13 protein-coding genes are annotated in these 18,843 nt (G+C 74.2%); 10 read left to right on the top strand and 3 right to left on the bottom strand.

Features of this window, described 5'->3' with window-relative positions; all coding sequences use genetic code 11:
* Window positions 1-145: 145 nt before the first annotated feature.
* Window positions 146-1,162, top strand: a complete 1,017-nt coding sequence (locus tag GA0070623_RS04090; protein ID WP_067308301.1) for a LacI family DNA-binding transcriptional regulator — start codon at window positions 146-148, stop codon at window positions 1,160-1,162.
* Between the two features lie 87 nt (window positions 1,163-1,249).
* Here GA0070623_RS04090 and GA0070623_RS04095 read toward each other — a convergent pair whose 3' ends face one another.
* Both GA0070623_RS04095 and GA0070623_RS04100 read right to left on the bottom strand, forming a co-directional pair.
* Window positions 1,250-1,900, bottom strand: coding sequence for a formylglycine-generating enzyme family protein (locus GA0070623_RS04095; protein ID WP_089004254.1), 651 nt, complete (start codon window positions 1,898-1,900; stop codon window positions 1,250-1,252).
* A gap of 202 nt (window positions 1,901-2,102) precedes the next feature.
* Window positions 2,103-3,761, bottom strand: coding sequence for an FAD-binding dehydrogenase (locus GA0070623_RS04100; protein ID WP_067313859.1), 1,659 nt, complete (start codon window positions 3,759-3,761; stop codon window positions 2,103-2,105).
* A gap of 95 nt (window positions 3,762-3,856) precedes the next feature.
* On the opposite strand from GA0070623_RS04100, the gene GA0070623_RS04105 reads away from it, so the two are divergent.
* The 9 genes from GA0070623_RS04105 to GA0070623_RS04140 all read left to right on the top strand — a co-directional run bounded on the left by GA0070623_RS04105 (window position 3,857) and on the right by GA0070623_RS04140 (window position 16,091).
* The gene (locus GA0070623_RS04105) at window positions 3,857-5,167 is read left to right on the top strand and encodes a PucR family transcriptional regulator (RefSeq protein WP_067313857.1); all 1,311 of its coding nucleotides are present in this window, start codon (window positions 3,857-3,859) and stop codon (window positions 5,165-5,167) included.
* Between the two features lie 32 nt (window positions 5,168-5,199).
* Entirely contained in the window at window positions 5,200-6,837 is a 1,638-nt protein-coding gene (locus tag GA0070623_RS04110) for a copper resistance CopC/CopD family protein (RefSeq protein ID WP_231932650.1), read from the top strand.
* Window positions 6,838-6,948: 111 nt separating this feature from the next.
* Complete coding sequence (kynU, locus tag GA0070623_RS04115) at window positions 6,949-8,202, top strand: kynureninase (RefSeq protein WP_067313852.1); 1,254 nt, start codon at window positions 6,949-6,951, stop codon at window positions 8,200-8,202.
* An 81-nt stretch (window positions 8,203-8,283) separates the two neighbouring features.
* A complete protein-coding gene (locus GA0070623_RS04120; RefSeq protein ID WP_067313864.1) occupies window positions 8,284-9,849 on the top strand; it encodes a Na+/H+ antiporter in 1,566 nt (521 codons plus the stop codon).
* Window positions 9,850-9,989: 140 nt separating this feature from the next.
* Window positions 9,990-11,228, top strand: coding sequence for a helix-turn-helix domain-containing protein (locus GA0070623_RS04125; RefSeq protein ID WP_067313849.1), 1,239 nt, complete (start codon window positions 9,990-9,992; stop codon window positions 11,226-11,228).
* A 186-nt stretch (window positions 11,229-11,414) separates the two neighbouring features.
* Window positions 11,415-11,582: a hypothetical protein gene (locus tag GA0070623_RS30770; RefSeq protein ID WP_231932651.1), complete on the top strand. Its 168-nt coding sequence runs from the start codon at window positions 11,415-11,417 to the stop codon at window positions 11,580-11,582.
* Window positions 11,572-12,771: a helix-turn-helix domain-containing protein gene (locus GA0070623_RS04130; protein WP_231932652.1), complete on the top strand. Its 1,200-nt coding sequence runs from the start codon at window positions 11,572-11,574 to the stop codon at window positions 12,769-12,771. The genes GA0070623_RS30770 and GA0070623_RS04130 overlap by 11 nt, the downstream gene beginning before the upstream one ends.
* 147 nt (window positions 12,772-12,918) lie before the next feature.
* Window positions 12,919-14,640, top strand: coding sequence for a pectinesterase family protein (locus tag GA0070623_RS30775; protein WP_231932653.1), 1,722 nt, complete (start codon window positions 12,919-12,921; stop codon window positions 14,638-14,640).
* A 71-nt stretch (window positions 14,641-14,711) separates the two neighbouring features.
* Window positions 14,712-16,091 carry a carbohydrate-binding protein gene (locus GA0070623_RS04140; protein WP_089003904.1) on the top strand — a complete coding sequence of 460 codons (1,380 nt, stop codon included), beginning with the start codon at window positions 14,712-14,714 and terminating at the stop codon, window positions 16,089-16,091.
* A gap of 443 nt (window positions 16,092-16,534) precedes the next feature.
* Here GA0070623_RS04140 and GA0070623_RS04145 read toward each other — a convergent pair whose 3' ends face one another.
* On the bottom strand, window positions 16,535-18,733 hold the full coding sequence (locus tag GA0070623_RS04145) for a carbohydrate-binding module family 20 domain-containing protein (protein ID WP_067315644.1): 2,199 nt from the start codon (window positions 18,731-18,733) through the stop codon (window positions 16,535-16,537).
* Window positions 18,734-18,843: the final 110 nt, after the last annotated feature.

Raw genomic sequence — 18,843 nt, forward strand, 5'->3', positions numbered from 1 at the left:
CACCCTCCGGTGGTACGCCCCGGCAGCGCGCGGCGGCGAACGGCGGTGGCGGACCGGCCGAAACGCCGAACCGGTCGGCCCGCCCCCGATTTCCGAAACTTTCGGGCTATGCTGCCCGCGGGCGTGTGACTGTGAGGAGACGGGCATGGCGGAAGACCGGGCGACGCTGTCGGAGATCGCGACGGCCGCGGGGGTGTCCGTCCCCACCGTCTCGAAGGTGCTCAACGGTCGCCCCGACGTCGCCCCGGCGACCCGACGGCGGATCCAGGACCTGCTCGACCGGCGGTCGTACACCGCCCGCCGGGCGCCCGCGATGCCCGGCGCCGCCGGCCTCATCGACCTGGTCTTCAAGGATCTCGGCAGCCCCTGGGCGATGCAGATCCTCGACGGCGTCGAGGAGCTGGCCTACCGGGCCGGGGTCGGGGTGGTCGTCTCCGCGGTACACGGCCGCAGCCGCAGTCGTCCCGACCGGCGGTGGATCGAGCAGCTCTCCAAACGCCGCTGCGACGGGGTGCTGCTCGTGCTCTCCGACCTCTCCCCCAGCCAGCAGGGGCAGCTCGACGAGCTCGGCATCCCGGTGGTCATCATCGACCCGGCCGGCCAGCCGGGCGCGGGCATCCCGTCGGTGGGCGCGACCAACTGGTCCGGTGGGGTGGCCGCCGCCGAGCACCTGCTCGACCTGGGCCACCACCGGATCGCCGTGATCGGCGGGCCGCCGACCGTGCCGTGCAGCCGCGCCCGGCTCGACGGGTACCGGGCCGCGATGAACGCCGCCAACCGCAAGATCCCCGCCGGGTACGTCCGGCACGGCGACTTCACCTCCCCCTCGGGGTACCGGGAGATGAACGCCCTGCTGGATCTCGCCCAGCCGCCCACCGCCGTGTTCGCCTGCGCCGACGAGATGGCGTTGGGCGCCTACGAGGCGTTGTACGAGCGCGGTGCCCGGGTGCCCGACGACATCAGCATCGTCGGCTTCGACGACCTCGACTCCGCCCGGTGGGCCGCACCGCCGCTGACCACCGTCCGCCAGCCGCTGGCCGAGATGGCCGGGATGGCGACCCGGATGCTGCTGTCGCTGGTCGCCGGCGAGGGACTGGACAGCCACCGGATCGAGCTGGCCACCCCGCTGATCGTGCGGCAGAGCACCCGCCGCCTGCCCTGATCCGCACCCGCGCCCCGGGCCGCGTCCCACGCCGGGCACCACCCGGCCCCGCGCCCCTGCCGGGCACACGCCGCGTCGTTCCGGGAGTCAGCGGGGCAGCGAGCGGGCCAGCCGGAAGCCGACGTCGTCGATCCGGAACGTCGGGTGGCTGCGGCGGCGTACCGAGGCCCGGCAGCTCCAGTGTTCGTCGAACCAGCCGCCCCCGCGCAGCACCCGGTAGCTGCCGTACACCTCGGCGTCGTAGACGTCCCAGCACCATTCCCAGACGTTGCCGAGCAGGTCGTGCAGGCCCCACCGGTTGGGCTGACGGTCACCCGCCGGGTGCAGCCGACCACCGGAGTTGCCCCGGTACCAGGCGATCTCGTCGAGCGGCCCGTAGCGCGGGCCGGTGGTGCCGGCCCGGCAGGCGTACTCCCACTCGGCTTCGGTGGGCAGCCGGTAGCCGTCGGCGGCCCGGTCCCAGTCGACGCCCTCACCGTCGTCGTGCAGCCGGTACGCGGGTGTCAGCCCCTCCTGCCGGGACAGCGCGACGCAGAAGCGCACCGCGTCCGACCAGGACACCCCCTCGACGGGCAGCCGGTCGCCCCGGGCGGTGCCGGGTCGCTCGCCGGTGACCCGGGCGTACCACCCCTGGGTGACCGGCACGACGCCCAGCCGGTACGCCGCCACCCCGACCGACCAGCGACGCTCGGTCCGCCGGTCGGACAGGGTCACCCTCCCGGCCGGGAGGGTGACCATCCCGGTCAGCGCGTCGTCGTCCACGACCGACGAGCGTAGTGAGTCCGGAGCCGGCCGCCGTCCGGCCCCGGTCGGGCGGACGACCGGGCCGGGGCCGCGACGAACAGGGACGCCACCAGCCGGGCCGTACAGGCGGAGCGAGCCGGGCCGGCAACGGCCGGAGCGGGCCGGGCCGGCACGGACGACCGGGCCGGGACGCCGGTCAGCCGGCCGCTGCCGCCGCGGCCCGGCCGGCGGTCCGGCCGGAGAAGAGGCAGCCGCCGAGGAAGGTGCCCTCCAGCGCGCTGTAGCCGTGCATGCCGCCGCCACCGAATCCGGCGACCTCACCGGCGGCGTACACCCCGCCCAGTGGTTCCCCGTCCGGGCGCAGCACCCGGGCGGACAGGTCGGTGTGCAGCCCGCCGAGGCTCTTGCGGGTGAGCACGTGCAGCTGCACCGCGATCAGCGGACCGGCCGCCGGGTCGAGCAGCCGGTGCGGGGTGGCGACCCGGATCAGCCGGTCGCCCCGGTAGCGACGGGCGCCCCGGATCGCGGTGAGCTGGGCGTCCTTTCCGAACGGGTGGGTGATCCCGCGGTCGCGCGCCTCGACCAGGGCGGTCAGCGCGGTGACGTCGAGCTGCGGCCCGTCGGTCTCGGCGGCCAGCTTGTTCATCCCGTTGACCAGCTCCGGCAGGGTGTCCGCGACGACGAAGTCGGCCCCGTGCCGCTTGAACGCCTCCACCGGCCCGGGTGCGCCCGGCCGGACCCGCTGCAGCACCTGCCGGACGCTGCGGTTGGTCAGGTCCGGGTTCTGCTCCGAGCCCGACAGCGCGAACTCCTTCTCGATGATCTTCTGGGTGAGCAGGAACCAGCTGTAGTCGTGGCCGGTGGCCCGCAGGTGCCGCAGGGTGGCCAGGGTGTCGAAGCCGGGGAACAGCGGGGCCGGCAGCCGGGCCCCGGTGGCGTCGAGCCAGAGCGAGGACGGGCCGGGCAGGATGCGGATGCCGTGCTGCGGCCAGATCGGATCCCAGTTCCGCAGCCCCTCGGTGTAGTGCCACATCCGGTCCGGGTTGATCACCTGCCCGCCGGCGGTCTCGGTGATGGCGAGCATCCGGCCGTCGACGTGGGCGGGGACGCCGGTGACCATCCGGGTGGGCGGGGTGCCGAGCCGGGCCGGCCAGGCCCGCCGGACGAGGTCGTGGTTGCCGCCGATGCCGCCCGAGGTGACGACCACCGCCTGCGCGCCGTGGCTGAAGTCGCCGACGACCTCCCGGGAGCTGCTGCGTCCCCGGGGCGCGTCGTCGGGGGCGAGGACCGCGCCGCGTACCCCGGTGACCACGCCCCCGGTGGTGACGAGCTCGTCGACCCGGTGCCGGAACAGCAGCGTCATCCGCCCCGCGGCGACGGCGGCGTGCACCCGCCGGGCGAACGGCTCGACCACGCCGGGACCGGTGCCCCAGGTGACGTGGAACCGGGGTACGGAGTTGCCGTGCCCGTGGGCCGCTCCCCCGCCCCGCTCGGCCCAGCTCACCACCGGGAAGACCCGGTGCCCCAGCGACCGCAGCCAGGCCCGCTTCTCCCCGGCGGCGAAGTGCACGTACGCCTGTGCCCACTGGCGCGGCCAGTGGTCCTCGGGCCGGTCGAAGGCGGCGCTGCCGGTCCAGTCCTGCCAGGCCAGCTCGACCGAGTCGCGGATGCCCATCCGCCGCTGCTCGGGCGAGTCGACGAAGAAGAGCCCGCCGAACGACCAGTATGCCTGGCCACCGAGGTTCTCCGCCGACTCCTGGTCCAGCAGCAGCACGCGCCGGCCGGCGTCGGCGGCCTCGACGGCGGCGACCAGGCCGGCGAGACCGGCGCCGACCACGATGACGTCCGTGTTCATGCGCCGACCCTACGAACGGGAATGCCAAAATGATCCGTCCCGGGGCGCAGTATTCGCCACCGGAATTGTCACCTGGATGACAAAGGAGGCCGACCGTGTCCGACACGCTGCTCGACATCGAGCCGGGCCTCGCCGGTCTTCCGCCCACCGTCGGCGACCACCTGCGGGGACTGCGGGGGGCGCTGCACCTGCGGATCCTCGGCACCGTCCGGGCGGCGATGCGGGAGCAGGGCCGCTCGCTGACCGGCGGGCAGGGGCAGGGCCTGGCCCTGGGCGTGCGGACCGCCGTCGACACGTTCGTCGACGCGGTCGCCGAACCCGACCGGGCACTGGCCCCCACCCGGGCGGTGTTCCACACCCTGGGCCGCACCGAGTACCGCGAGGGGCACCGGGTCGACGCGCTCCGCGCCGTGCTGACCCTGGGGGCGCGGGACATCTGGGCGTTCCTGGTGGAGCAGGCCGCCGCCCCGGCCGCGACGGGCGGCACCCCGACCGGCCCGGACGCCCGGTCGACCGGCCCGGACGCCGGAGGGGCGGGGACGGCTGCCGGGCCGACCGGCACGGACGCCGGGCCGGCCCCCACCGACCTGTACGTGATCGCCGGGGCACTGTTCGGCTACGCCGACGCGCTGGCCGGTGCCGCCGCCGAGGGGTTCCTCGACGAGCAGCGGGACACCGCCCAGGACTGGGCCACCCTCCGACGCCGCCTGGTCACCCTGCTCGTGCAGCCCGACCCGCCGGCCGAGGAGGTGCTGCGCGCCGCCGCCGAGACGGCCCGCTGGCCGTTGCCGGCCACCGTGGCGGTGGTCAGTGTGCACGGCACCGATGCCGAGCACCTGGCCCGCGTCGTCGGCGCGGGCACGGTCGCCACCGTCATCGGTGACGCCGTACGGCTGGTGCTGCCCGAACCGCGTACCCCCGGCCGGCTCGACCAGGCCCGGCAGGCGCTGGCCGGGCGGCGGGCCGCGGTCGGTCCGGCGGTGGCGCGGCACCGGGCCCGGCTGTCGTACCGGCTGTCCCGCCGGGCGTTGAGCCTGCACCAGCAGGGCGCGCTCGGCCCGGACCCGGTGGTGTCCTGCGACGACCACCTGCTCACCCTGCTCACCGACTGGGAGCCCGGCCTGGCCGGACACCTCGCCGACACGGTGCTGGCCCCGCTGGCCGGGCTCCGGCCGACCACCCGACGGACCCTGGCAGAGACCCTGCACGGCTGGCTGCGCCGGCAGGGGCAGGTGGTCGCGGTCGCCGAGGACCTGCACACCCACCCGCAGACGGTCCGGTACCGGATGCGCCAGCTCCGTGCCCTGTTCGGCCCGGCGCTGGACGATCCGGACGCCCGCCTCGTGCTGGCGCTGGCCCTGCGCTCCCGGCCGACCGGCGGTGCAGATCATTCCGACGCCGGTTGAACCATGTGATCATCGAATCCGAACCACTGGGTGTGCGTACCACCCGTTCCGCCGTGCTGCTGGGGTTGCTCCTCGCGCTGCTGTCCGTACCGCTGACCCCGGCGACGCCGGCCGCCGCCCACGCCGCGCTGGTCGCCACCAGCCCGGTCCGGGACGCGGTGATCGGTGCACCGCCCGCGGAGGTGGTGCTGGTCTTCAGCGAATCGGTCTCCCCGGTCGTCGGCCGGGTGCAGGTGCTCGGCCCGGACGGGCGGCGGGTCACCGCCGGGGATCCGGTCGCGCAGGGCGCCACCCTGCGGATCCCGGTGCGGGTGCCGGACCGGCCGCTCGGCACCTACCTGGTCAGTTACCGGGTGATCTCGGCCGACAGCCACCCGGTCGCCGGGAGTTTCGCCTACTCCGCCGGGGCGCCGTCGGCGACGCCACCGGAGCCGGTCGTCGTGGACGAGCGGCCCGCCGGGGCGCTGACCCCGGCCGCCCGGTTCGTCGGCTACCTGGGGCTGGTGCTGGTGGCCGGTCCCGCGCTGCTCGGCGCGGCGGGGTGGCCCCGCCGTCGCCGTCGGCGGGCGGTGACCGCCACCGGGCAGGTCGGGCTGGCCCTGGTGGCGGTCGGCACCGTCGGGACGTGGGTGACCCAGGCCGCGGACATGGTGGGGGTGCCGGTCGGCGCTCTGGCCCGGGGTGACCTGACGGCGGTGGCGGGCAGCGACGTCGGGCCGGTGCTCGGTGCCCGGCTGGCGCTGGTCGGGCTCGCCGCCGTGCTGTTGCCGGCGGTGGCCGGCGGCCGGGGCGGTCGGGGCCGGCGGGCGGCGCTGGCGGTGGTGGCCCTGGCCGGGCTGCTCACCTGGCCGCTGGCCGGGCATCCGGTGGCGTCCCCGCTGCCGCCGGTGAGCATCCTGGCCGACGTGGTGCACCTGGCCGGGATGAGCGTGTGGCTGGGTGGGCTGTTCGTCCTGGCGGTGTTCGTGCTGCCCGGCACCCACCGGCGGGTGCTGGCCCGGATCCTGCCGGCCTGGTCGCGGTGGGCGGCCATCGCGGTGGGGTGGCTGGTCGCCTCCGGGGTGGGGCAGGCCGCGATCGAACTCGGCCGGCCCGGCGCGCTGTTCGGCACCACGTACGGTCGGCTGCTCTGCGCGAAGGCGGCCCTGCTCGCCGCCGTGCTCGTCGTCGCGGCCGGGCAGCGGCGGATGGTGCGCGGCGGCCGGGCCGCCGACCGGCCCGGCCGGGTCGCGCGGGCCGCCGGGGTGGAGCTCGCCGCCACCGCGGTGGTGCTGGCGCTGACCGCCGTGCTGGTGCAGACCCCGCCCGGCCGGACCGCCGACACCCAGGCCGCCCGGGCCAGCCGGGAAGGCGTCGCCCAGACCCTCACCAGCGGCTACTACACCCTCCAGTTCGACGTCTATCCGGTCCGGGTGGGCGTGCCGAACTCGTTGCACGCCTACGTCTACACCCCGCAGGGGCAGCCGTTGCCGGTGGTCCAGTGGACGGTCAGCCTCGCCCTACCGGCCGCCGGGATCGAGCCGATGGTCGTGCCGGTGGAGAGCCCCGAGCCGCACCACGGCAGTGCGGAGATCAGCCTGCCGGCGCGCGGCGACTGGACGATCCGGTTCACGGTCCGGACCAGCGAGGTCGACCAGGCCACCGTCACCGCCACCGTGCCGGTCGGCTGACCGGAACCGACCGGCCGGGGTACGGGGTGCAGGGGCCACCGGCCGTTACCGACCACCGGGCTGATCAGCTAGCCTGCATCGGCCCGGGTGTCCGGGCGGAGGGAGGACACCATGGCTGAGCACACGTCCCGGCAGGTCGCGCAGGAGTGGGACGCCGCCGACCCGCTGGCCGGACTACGGGACCGGTTCGTGGTGGACGACCTGTGTTACCTCGACGGCAACTCGCTGGGCCGGTTACCGGCCGCCACCGGCGACCACCTGGCCGCGCTGGTGCGCGACGGCTGGGGCACCGAGCTGGTCCGGAGCTGGCCGACCTGGATCGAGTGGCCGCGCCGCATCGGCGACCGGATCGCCACCCACGCGCTGGGTGCCCGCGACGGCGAGGTGATCGTCTCCGACTCCACCTCGGTCAACCTCTACAAGCTGGCCGCCGCCGCCCTCGACGCCCGACCCGGCCGGCGGACGATCCTGGCCGACGCCGAGGAGTTCCCCACCGACCGTTACCTGCTGGAGGGGTTGGCCGCCCAGCGGGGGCACACCCTGCGGCTGCTCCCCTCCGACCTGGACGAGGGGCTGGACCAGGCCACCCTGACCGGGGCACTGACCGAGGACGTGGCGCTGGTGGTGCTGTCGGCGGTGTCGTACCGCTGCGGGGCGCTGCTGGACATGGCGGCGGTGACGGCCGCCGCCCACCGGGTCGGCGCGCTGGTGCTGTGGGACCTGTCGCACGCGGTCGGCTCGGTGCCGTTGGACCTGACCGGCGCCGGTGTCGACCTCGCGGTCGGCTGCACCTACAAGTACCTCAACGGCGGTCCCGGCGCGCCGGCCTTCCTCTACGTGCGGCGGGAGTCGCAGGAGTCGCTGCGGCAGCCGATCTGGGGCTGGTTCGGCCAGCGCGACCAGTTCGGGATGGGTGCCGGCTACGATCCCGCGCCCGGCCCGGAGCGGTTCCTGGTGGGCACCCCGCCGGTGCTCGGGATGGCCGCCCTCGACCCGGCCCTGGACGTGCTGGCCGACGCCGGGATGGACCGGGTACGGGAGAAATCCCTCCGGCTCGGCGAGCTGATCATCGAGCTGGCCGACGTCTGGCTGGTCCCGCACGGCTTCCGGCTCGCCTCCCCGCGCGACCCGGACCGGCGCGGCGGGCACGTGTCGCTGCACCACCCGGAGGCGCTGCGGATCTCCCGAGCCCTGGTCGACGCCGGGGTGGTCGGCGACTACCGGGTACCGGACCGGCTGCGGCTCGGGCCGGCGGCGCTCTACACCCGCTACGTCGACGTGTGGGACGCGATGGACCGGCTGCGGGACATCGCCGAACGGCGGGCCTGGACCGGGGTGCCGGCGGAGCGGTCCCGGGTCACCTGAGCCGATCCCGGGCGGATCCCGGATTCCCCCCGCGTCACCGCCGACTTCGTACCAGCATGTCGGGTGGAGGCGGGGGGTGCCGTGGACGTCCTGGTCCTGATCGTGGTGCTGGCCGCCACCGTGCTGGTCGGCACCACCATCGGGGGCCGGTACCGGGTGGCCCCGCCGGTGCTGCTGATCACCATGGGTGGCCTGCTGGCGCTGCTGCCGCCCCTGTCGGACGTGGTGCTCCAACCGGACGTGGTGCTGCTGCTCTTCCTGCCGGCCGTGCTCTACCGGGAGAGCCTGGTGATCAGCCTGCGGGAGATCCGGTCGAACCTGCTGGTGATCGCCTCGCTGGCGGTGGCGCTGGTGGTGGTGACGATGGTGGCGGTGGCGCTGGCCGCCAAGGCGCTGGGGATGACCCCGCAGGCCGCCTGGGTGCTGGGCGCGGTGCTCGCCCCCACCGACGCGGCGGCGGTCGCCGGCCTGGCGAAGCGGATGCCCCGCCGCATCCTGACCACGCTGCGGGCGGAGAGCCTGGTCAACGACGGTACGGCGCTGGTGCTGTTCTCGGTGACGGTCGGGTTGATCGTGGGCGGCGCCGCGCCGGGGGTGTTCGGGTTCCTGGGCCGGTTCGTCGGCTCGGCCGGGGGCGGGATCGTCGCCGGGCTGGTCGTCGGCCTGGTGGTGGTGCTGATCCGCCGCCGTCTGGACGACCCGCTGCGGGAGGGCGCGTTGAGCGTGCTCACCCCGTTCGCCGCGTTCCTGCTCGCCGAGGTGGTGCACGCCAGCGGGGTGCTCGCCGTCGTGGTCGCCGGCCTGCTGCTGTCCTACTTCAGCCCGAGGATCATCCGGGCCCGGTCCCGGGTGCTGGCGTACGCCTTCTGGGACCTGTCCACCTTCCTGATCAACGGCGCGCTGTTCGTGCTGCTCGGCATGCAGATCCCGCGGGCGGTGAACCACGTGACCAGCATCTCCACCGGGCGGTCGGTGACCATCGCCGCCTCGGTCACGCTGGTGGTGGTGGTCGTCCGGCTGGTCTGGTTGCAGTTGTTCTCCTACGGCCTGCCGGTGACGGGCCGGGGCGCCACGGTGAGCCGGCGGGTCCGGGTGGCGGCCGGCTGGGCGGGTTTCCGGGGTGCGGTGTCGCTGGCCGCCGCCCTCGCGGTGCCGGTGACCACGGCCACCACCCACGCGCCGGTGCCGGAACGGGATCTGATCATCTTCTGCACCGCCGTGGCGATCGTGTCGATCATGCTGGTGCAGGGCACCACCCTGCCGGCGGTGGCCCGCTGGGCCGGTCTGCGCGGCGACGAGACGCGCGGCGACGAGGTGCGGCACGCCCACCGCCGGGCCACCGAGGCGGCGCTGTCGGCACTGCCGAACGTCGCCGCCGACCTCGACGTCGACGCGACGGCGGTGGACCGGTTGCGCGCCGACTACCAGCGGCACCTGGACCTGGTGACCGAGACCGGCGGCGGTCAGGACGCCGACCGGGCAGAGGAGTTGGAGGCCCGGCTGCGGTTGGGGGTGTTGGAACACAAGCGCCGCGAGGTCACCCGGCTGCGCGACCGCAACGAGATCGACGACAGCGTGCTGCGCGAGGTCCAGGCGACGTTGGACATCGAGGAGATCCGCCTGCTCGGGCCCCAGACCGAGGACTGACCACCACGCCGTCGAATCCGGCAGCCGGATGCGGAGGGTATGCGCCCGGATACTTAATGCGCTCAGCGCTGGGTGTACCGTCCGAAGGGGCAGCCACCGGGCGCGGCTGGCGGCTGCTCGTTGCGTTGGCGGGAGAGGGCATGACCGTACCGACGGTGGGTGAGCGGCTCGCGGAGATCCGTCGTGAGTCGAGGTTGACCCAGGAGCAACTTGCCGAGCGGTCGGGCGTCAGCGTCGAGGTGATCCGGAAACTGGAGCAGGGCAGCCGGGGTACGGCCCGCCTCGACACGCTGCACGCGCTCGCCCGCGCACTCGAGGTGTCGACGTCCGCGCTGCTGGGTGACGCGTCACAGGCCGCCGCCCAGGGCGAACCGGGTCACCGGCAACTGTCCCTGGCGGAGATCCGGCGGGTGGTGGCCCCGGTGCGCGGGATCGACGGCGCTCCCCTAGTGCTACCGACGGACGCACCGCCCGACCTCAACACGCTGCGGCGGAATCTGCACGCCGCCGATCGGGTCTACAACGCCGGTGACTACGCGGTCGCGCTGCGGGTGGTGCCGCCGTTGTTGGTGAACGCACGTGCCGCCGTCGGTCTTGCGAGCAGCGAGCGGCAGGATGCCGCGTACGACCTGCTGGCCCGCACCCAGCACGTGGCGGGTGGGCTCCTGATCCAACTGCGGGCCGACGACCTGGCGCAGACGGCGTTGTCGGGAGCGCTCGACGCCGCGCAGCGGTCCGGGGACCGGGTGGTGGCGGCCACCGTCATCCGGACGATGTGCTGGCTGCTGATGCGCCAGGGGCGTATCGGTGAGTCGGCCGAGTTGGCGGTGGCGACCGCCGACGAGGTGGAGCCGCGGCTGTCCCGGGCAACCCCGGCCGAGCTGGCCGGCTGGGGGTGGCTGCTGCTGAGCGCCGCCGCCGCGCGGGCCAGGGACAACCGTCCGGACGAGGCGGCAGACCTGATCGGCGTCGCCGCTGCCGCCGCAGCGCGGATCGGCGACCGGGTGCCCGCTTCGGATCACCTGATGCTGGTGGGCGGCTTCGACACCGCCAAGGTGCAGATGCAGCGAGCGGAGGCGGCGGCCGTGGCAGGCGACGCGGGCCGGGTGCTGGAGCTGTCGGCCCTGGTGCCGCCCGTGCCCACCATCAGCACCTCGGCCTGGCGGCGACATCGACTCGATCTGGCCTGGGCCTATGCCCAGTTGCGGCGGTACGGGAAGGCCACGGCGGTGCTGACGCACCTGCGCGACACAGCACCCACCTGGCTGCGGCAGCAGCGGTACGCGGGGGACATCGTGGACACCATCGTCACGGGGCGCCAGCGAGCGATGACGGACGAGTTGGCGGAGCTGGCCAAGTTGATGGGCGGCGCGCGCTGACTGGTACGGCACGTCCGAGTTGAAGCGTCACGATCATCGAATCGCACAGATCGCACCTGTGCAATCACCCTGAGTCACGACAGCCTGTGTTTCGGTGACCGGCTCGTTGAAGGTGGTGACCGACGCAGGACGCGGCGTGATGTCATCTCAGGAACGTGCCGCCGCGCCCCTACCGATGGAGGCGACATGCGGGACCAGGACGACAAGCCGGCAGCGAGCCGGGGCGCGCAGATCCAGGCGGCGGAGCACGAGGAGGCGAGGCAACGGCTCCTCGCCCAGGCCGAGGCCGAACGGATACCGGCCGAGGAGACCACCCGGGCGTTACCGGACCGGCAGTGGCGTCGTGGACAGTAGCGAACTGTTGCCGGTTGGCCGGCGGGTGGCGTACTGGCGGGGGCGACGCAACCTGTCGCAGCAGGTGTTCGCCGACCGGTTGGGCAAGTCGAAGAGCTGGGTGGACAAGGTTGAGCGGGGTGTGCGTACCCTGGACAAGCTCTCCACGCTCCAGGACATCGCCGCCGTGCTGCGCATCGACCCGGCGGTGCTGCTCGGCCGGGATGCTCGGCCGGCCGAGGCGACCGGGCGGACGGTGGATGTCGCGCGGATCCGGACGGCCCTCGCCCGGTACGACATCCCGCTGGCCCGGCCGGCGGGCGGTCGACCGGTGTTGCCGGTCGGCCAGGTGGCCCGGCAGGTGGCGCACGCCTGGACAACCTTCCAGCACGCCCGGTATCCCGAGGTGGCAGCCCTGCTGCCGGGGCTGCTGGCGGATGTCGAGCGGACCCGTGCCGCCGATCCGGCAGGTCGGGCGGCCCTGGTGGATGCCTACCGGGTCACCACGTCGCTGCTGGTCAAGCTGGCCGTGCCGGATCTGGCCTGGCTGGCTGCGGACCGGGCGATGAGCGTCGCCGCCGGCGACCCGGCCCTCGTCGCCGCCGCAGCGGTGCAACTGGGCCAGGTGCTGCGCGCGTCCGACCAGGCCCGTGGGGCGAAGTCGGCGACGCTGGCCGCCGCGTACCGGATCGCCCCACCGGTGATCGAGGGCGGCTTGGCCGCGGATCTGTCGTTGTGCGGGACGCTGCTCCTCCAGGCGGCGCTGGCCGCCGCCGCCCACGGTGACGACGTGGCGGTGGCCGACCTGCTCGACGAGGCCGCGGCCCTGGCGACGGCCGTCGGCGACGGGCAGGACCACCACCGGACGGGCTTCGGACCGACCGCCGTGGCGGTGGCGCGGGCCGCCGCCGCGCTCAGCCTCGGCGACGACCACGATGCGGTGTCCCGGCACGAGGAGGTCACCCGGCGGGACGGTTGGCGGTGGCTGCCCGTCGAGCACCGGGCCGGGCACCTGCTCGACGTGGCCCGCGCCCACCTGCGCAAGGCGGACCCGGTCGGCGCCGGACGGGTCCTGGTCGACGCCGACCGGATCGCTCCCGCCGAGATCCGGCACCGACCGGTCGGCCGGGACGTGCTGGCGCGGGTCGTCCGTGAGCCCACCGCCCCGACGACCCTCGTCCGCCTCGCCGCCACCCTCGGGGTGGGTTGAGGGGGACCTCAGGGACGAGCCGGGGTGACGTCGGAAGCCGGGTCGGCTCACATTGACAGTCACGCATGGGTGGGGTTACGGTGCGCCAGGAAAGCGCTTTCTTAGGTCGTTCGCCACCTCCACCCCGTCCCCGGAGGTCCATCCGCCATGCGCAGGAACCGCCGCCCGCTCGCCGTCGCCGTCGCGGCGGCACTCAGCACCGCGCTGCTCGCCCTCACCCCGCTCGGCGGCGCGCAGGTCGCCCACGCCGCCACCCTGTTCAGCGACGACTTCACCGACGGCGACCTCGCCGGCTGGTCGCGCTCCGGCGGCACCTGGTCGGTGGCCGCCGACGACAGCCCGGCGTTGCAGCAGGCCAGGGGCGACACCGGTGACGCCCGGCTGTTCGCCGGCAGCGCGTCCTGGGCCGACCAGGCCGTCCAGGCCCGGGTGAAGCCGCTGACCCTGCCCGGCAACGGCATGGTCGCGCTGCTGGCCCGCGCCAGCGGCGCGACCAGCTACTACCGGCTCGCCCTGCTCGCCGGCGACCAGGTCCGGCTGGAGGCGGTACGCAGCGGCCGGGCCACCCCGCTGGGCACGGTGTCCCACCGGGTGATGACGGGTGGCTGGCACACCCTGCGGATCGAGGTCGCCGGGACGGTGGTGCGCGGCTGGGTGGACGGCGTCCCCGTCGGCTCCGGCACCGGCACCCTGACCGCGACCGGCCGGATCGGCGTGCAGACCGGCAACGCCACCGCCCGCTTCGACGACGTGCTGGTGACCCGGGGCGAGCCGGCCCCGACCAGTGCGCCGCCGAGCCCCACGGCCACCCCGTCCGGCACCCCCACCGCCAGCCCCACGGCGACCCCGTCCGAGACCCCGTCGCCCACCGGCCCGACGCCCACGCCCACCGGCACCGGGCCGGCCGAGCGGTCCTCGGTGGTCGCCCCGGACGGCAGCGGGGACCACACCAGCGTGCAGGCGGCGGTGGACGCGGTACCGGTGGGCAACGCGAGCCGGTACACCATCACCATCAGGCCGGGCACCTACCGGGAGACGGTCACGGTCCCGGCCGGCAAGCCGTACGTGTCGTTCGTCGGGTCGACCGGCGACCCCCGGGACGTGGTGATCGTCTACGACAACGCCTCGGGCACCCCGAAGCCGGGCGGCGGCACCTACGGCACCTCGGGCAGCGCCTCGGTGACCATCGACGGCAACGACTTCACCGCCCGGCACCTGACCTTCGCCAACGACTTCGACGAGGCGGCGCACGGCTACAGCGCCGAGCAGGCGGTGGCCGTGCTGACCCGGGCCGACCGGCTGGTCTTCGACGACGTGCGGTTCCTCGGCAACCAGGACACGCTCTACCACAACAGCGCCTCCGTCGACGCTGTCGGCCGGGCGTACTTCCGGGACTGCTACGTCGAGGGCGACGTCGACTTCATCTTCGGCCGGGGCACCGGGGTCTTCGACGGCTGCGAGATCCGGTCCCTCGACCGGGGTTCGGCCAGCAACAACGGGTACGTCACAGCGGCCTCCACGATGATCGCCAACCCGTACGGCCTGCTCTTCACCGGTTGCACACTGACCACCGACGCGGCGGCGGCGCAGAGCGTGCACCTCGGCCGGCCGTGGCACCCGAGCGGCGACGTCAACGCGATCGGGCAGGTGGTGTTCCGCGACAACGTGCTCGGCGCGCACGTGAAGGACTCCCCCTGGACCGACATGTCCGGCTTCTCCTGGCGGGACGCCCGGTTCGCCGAGTACCGCAACAGCGGGCCGGGGTCGACGGTCACCGCCGACCGGCCACAGTTGACCGACGCACAGGCCCCGACCTACACCCCGCAGCGGTACCTGGCCGGCGCGGACGGCTGGAACCCGATCCCCTGACGACGACCCCGGGCATTTACATTAAACAAAGTTAACTGATAGCCTCCCGGCCATCGACGAGGAGGTATGTCATGCGACTTCGACCCGGGACGACAGCCTGGCTGGCCGGTGCGGTGCTGCTCGCCGCCGCACTGCCCGCCGCGAACGGTTTCGCCGCGCCGACCACCGCCACGGGTGCCGCCAGCGCCCTGGCGGCCTGCTCCGCACCGGCCTGGGCCGAGGGCGTCAGCTACCCCGCCGGCACCCGGGTCAGCTACCTCGGCCACCTCTACGAGTCGCTGGTGACCCACACCCCGCCGGCCGGCGCCGGCTGGAACCCGGCAGCTGTGCCGGCCCTCTGGCGGGACCTCGGCGTCTGCACCGGCACCCCCTCCCCCACCCCGTCACCGACCACCACCGCCACCCCCACCCGGCCCCCGACCCCGACACCCACCCCGACCCGCACCCCCTCCCCGACCCCCACCCCCGGCACGACGACACCGCCGCCGGACGGCACCGGCTGCGCGCTGAAGCCCCGCCCGGCCGGCAAGGTGCTCCAGGGTTACTGGGAGAACTGGGACGGCGCGGCGAACGGCGTCCACCCGCCGCTGGGCTGGATCCCGATCACCGACCCCCGGATCACCGGGCACGGCTACAACGTCGTCACCGCCGCCTTCCCGGTGATCCGCGCCGACGGCACGGTGCTCTGGGAGGACGGCATGGACGCCACCGTCAAGGTGCCCACACCGACCGAGATGTGCCAGGCCAAGGCCGCCGGGCTGACCGTGCTGCTGTCGATCGGCGGGGCCACCGCCGGCATCGACCTCGGCTCGGCAGCCGTCGCCGACCGGTTCGTCGCCACCGTGGTGCCGATCCTCAAGCGGTACCACTTCGACGGCATCGACATCGACATCGAGACCGGGCTGACCGGCAGCGGGGACATCACCCGCCTGTCCACGTCGCAGGCGAACCTGGTCCGCATCATCGACGGGGTGCTGGCCCAGATGCCGGCCGGCTTCGGCCTGACCATGGCCCCGGAGACCGCGTACGTCACCGGCGGCAGCGTCACCTACGGCTCCATCTGGGGCGCGTACCTGCCGGTCATCAAGCGGTACGTCGACAACGGGCGGCTCTGGTGGCTCAACATGCAGTACTACAACGGCAGCATGTACGGCTGCGCCGGTGACTCGTACCCCGCCGGGACGGTGGCGGGCTTCACCGCCCAGACCGACTGCCTCAACGCCGGCCTGGTCGTCCAGGGCACCACCATCCGGGTGCCGTACGACCGGCAGGTGCCCGGCCTGCCCGCCCAGCCCGGTGCCGGTGGCGGCTACCTCGCGCCGGCCTCGGTGGCACAGGCGTGGAACACCTACCGGGGCGGCCTGAAGGGGCTGATGACCTGGTCGGTCAACTGGGACGGCTCCAAGGGCTGGACCTTCGGCGACAACGTCCGCACCCTCCAGGGCCGCTGAGTCCACGGTCGGGGGCACCGCCCCGGCCGGGGAGTCCGGGGAGGGTCCGGCCCTGCGGCGCCGTCGCGCTCCCGTCGGTGCGGGCGGGGGCGTTGCCGACCGCGAGGTTGCGGCTGAGCCGGGAGGTCGAGCGGGAGACGTCGAAGCCGGCCCTGCCGTTGCGCCAGGCGGTGTCGCGCTCGAAGACCAGCGTGCCGGGGTTGCCGTTGTCGATGAACCCGCCGGCCGAGTTGCCCCAGGCCATGCTGTTGCGGGTGGCCGACGAACCGCCACCAGTCGGCCTCGACGTGCAGCGCGCCGGTGCGGGTCACCCGGCCCGCGGTGCCGCCCAGGAGCCCGGCCCGGAGCCTGGTCCGGATCCGACGCCGGCCGGGCTGCCGGTCCCCGATCGGCGCGGCGGCCGACCCCCCGGAGGGGACCGGCCGCCGCAGCCGACACCGGCGTCACCGCCAGGTGTCGTTGGCGCTCCACGAGCCGGTGGACCCGACGGTGGCGCTGCGGTTGCCACCGGACTCCCAGGTCACCGTGCCGTCCGGGTTCTTCTTGAGGTACTTGTACTCGAACGCCGTGTTCGCCGGCAGGGCGACCGTGGCCCGCCACAGCGGGTAGGCGGCCGAGGAGAGCGCCACCGCGTTGGCCGGGTTCCAGGAGCCCAGCGCCGCGACGCTGCCCACCACGAAGACGTTCTGGCCGTACGAGGTGGTGGCGTTGACGGTGAACGACGCGCCCTGGGTGCCGGCCGGGTCACCCCGGAAGGTGTCGGTGACCGACGAGGTGCCGCCGGCCGGCGTGGTCAACGTCCGGTTGCCGCCCGACTCCCAGGTCACCACGCCGGCCGTGGTCTTCTTGAGGAACTTGAACTCCACAGTGGTGGCCGCCGGCAGGGTGACCACCGCCCGGTAGACCCCACCGCCCTGCGCCGTCAGCCTGACCGCGTCGGCCGGGCTCCAGGAGCCCAGCGCCGGGACGCTGCCGACGACGTAGGCGTCCTGGCCACCGGCGAGGGACGCGGTGACGGTGAAGGTGGTGGCGACCGTGCCGGCGGGCGCGGTCGGGGTGGGCGTCGCGGTCGGCGTCGGCGAGGCGGTCGGCGTCGCGGTCGGCGTCGGCGTGCTGCCGGCCTTCGCGTTGGCGTGCAGCGCCACCGCGCCGTTGGCGGGGATCCGCACGGTGGCCCGGCCGCCGCTGACGGTCACCGTGGTACCGGTGCAGCCGGCCGTGCCGCGCGCCCCGGAGATCACGTCGCAGTACGACCCGTCGGCGAGGCCGGTGGTGAAGGTGGCGGTGCTGGCCGACCCCGAGTCGTTGATCCCGATCCAGGCCCGGTCACCCCGGTGGAAGCCGATGACGTTGCTGTTGACCACGGTGAAGTCGGAGACGGTCCGGACCGACTTCGCGGTGTTGGCCCAGCCGACCATGCCCTTGATCCCGGTGGACCGGGTCAGGCAGTTCCAGCTGCCGCCGCAGACGGTGTCGGTGACGTAGCCGTTGCCGTCGGCGGGCGGCGACTGGTTGCGGTTGGACCAGGTGAAGCTGTCGTAGACCGACGGCTTGCCGTGCGGGTAGGCCAACGCGAAGTAGTTGGCCAGCACGTAGTCGCTGCCGTCGCGGTAGGACAGCACCACCCCGTCGCGCTCCAGGTCGTGGTTGGTGACCATGGCGAACACGTTGGCGCTCGGCGCGTCGAGGTTCCAGCTGCCGACGTTGGCCAGGTTGGCGATCGAGCCCTGGAACGCCGACTTCAGGCCCTTGGCGTACCCGAAGTCGAGCACGTCGCCGTTGCCGGTGAAGGCGCGGGCCTTGAGGGCGTCGTTGCTGGCCCCGTCGAAGATCTCCTGGGCGACGTACGGGCGCTTGTTCTCGGCGGTGGTGTTGCGCACCTTGCCGAGGATGGCGGCGAAGTCGTCCTTCTTGACGTGCTTGACCGCGTCCACCCGGAACCCGTCGACCCCGAGGCCGACCAGGTCGTTGAGGAACCCGGCGATCTTGGTGCGGACGGCGTCCTTCTCGGTGTAGAGGTCGGTCAGGGAGAGCAGCTCGCAGCTGGTCACCTGGGCCTCGTTGTTCCAGTCGTTGATCGCGCCGGAGGTCGGGCAGTTGTCCCCCGGGCGGTGGAAGTCGCCGGTGCCGTAGGGCACGGCCGGGAAGCTGTAGCCGGGGCCGGAGAAGTCGGTGCCGGCGTACCCGACGACCGACTCGGGGTTGTTGGCGCCGGCCATGTGGTTGACCACCGCGTCGACGTACACCCGCACCCCGGCGTTGTGGCAGGCGGTCACCATGTCGGCGAACTGCTGCCGGGTGCCGAACCGGCTCTCCAGTCGGTAGGACACCGGCTGGTAGACCTCGTACCAGGGGTGTACGCCGTCGGCGCTGCTCGGCAGGCTGACCGACTCCTGCGGTGGGGCGACCTGGACCGCGCCGTAGCCGGCCGGGCCGAGGTGGTCGGTGCACGCGGCGGCGACGGAGCGCCAGTTCCATTCCCAGAGGTTGGCGGTGACCTCGCTGTCGTTGAGGGCGACGGCGGCGGTCGCGGGGGCGGTGGCCGGCAGCGCGCTCAGCGCGGCGAGGGAGGAGGCGGTGACAGCGAGGGCGAGGAGGCCCCGTCGCAGACGGGTTCCCCGGGGGACGCGGGGTACGGACATCGGGAGTGGACCTACTTCCGGGGGTCGAAGGGTCGCGGTGCGGGGTGGACGGCTGTCCGGTGGAAAGACGATGCGGCATCGATGAAAGATTTTGCAAGACCTTGCGGCAA

Source organism: Micromonospora rifamycinica (genome assembly GCF_900090265.1).
Classification (GTDB): Bacteria; Actinomycetota; Actinomycetes; order Mycobacteriales; family Micromonosporaceae; genus Micromonospora; species Micromonospora rifamycinica.

What these genes read in the sequence shown, in the direction of transcription:
- GA0070623_RS04090 (WP_067308301.1), top strand. Translation starts at nt 146, where the DNA reads ATGGCGGAAGACCGGGCGACGCTGTCGGAGATCGCGACGGCCGCGGGG.
- GA0070623_RS04095 (WP_089004254.1), bottom strand. Translation starts at nt 1,900, where the DNA reads ATGGTCACCCTCCCGGCCGGGAGGGTGACCCTGTCCGACCGGCGGACC.
- GA0070623_RS04100 (WP_067313859.1), bottom strand. Translation starts at nt 3,761, where the DNA reads ATGAACACGGACGTCATCGTGGTCGGCGCCGGTCTCGCCGGCCTGGTC.
- kynU (WP_067313852.1), top strand. Translation starts at nt 6,949, where the DNA reads ATGGCTGAGCACACGTCCCGGCAGGTCGCGCAGGAGTGGGACGCCGCC.
- GA0070623_RS04125 (WP_067313849.1), top strand. Translation starts at nt 9,990, where the DNA reads ATGACCGTACCGACGGTGGGTGAGCGGCTCGCGGAGATCCGTCGTGAG.
- GA0070623_RS30770 (WP_231932651.1), top strand. Translation starts at nt 11,415, where the DNA reads ATGCGGGACCAGGACGACAAGCCGGCAGCGAGCCGGGGCGCGCAGATC.
- GA0070623_RS30775 (WP_231932653.1), top strand. Translation starts at nt 12,919, where the DNA reads ATGCGCAGGAACCGCCGCCCGCTCGCCGTCGCCGTCGCGGCGGCACTC.
- GA0070623_RS04140 (WP_089003904.1), top strand. Translation starts at nt 14,712, where the DNA reads ATGCGACTTCGACCCGGGACGACAGCCTGGCTGGCCGGTGCGGTGCTG.
- GA0070623_RS04145 (WP_067315644.1), bottom strand. Translation starts at nt 18,733, where the DNA reads ATGTCCGTACCCCGCGTCCCCCGGGGAACCCGTCTGCGACGGGGCCTC.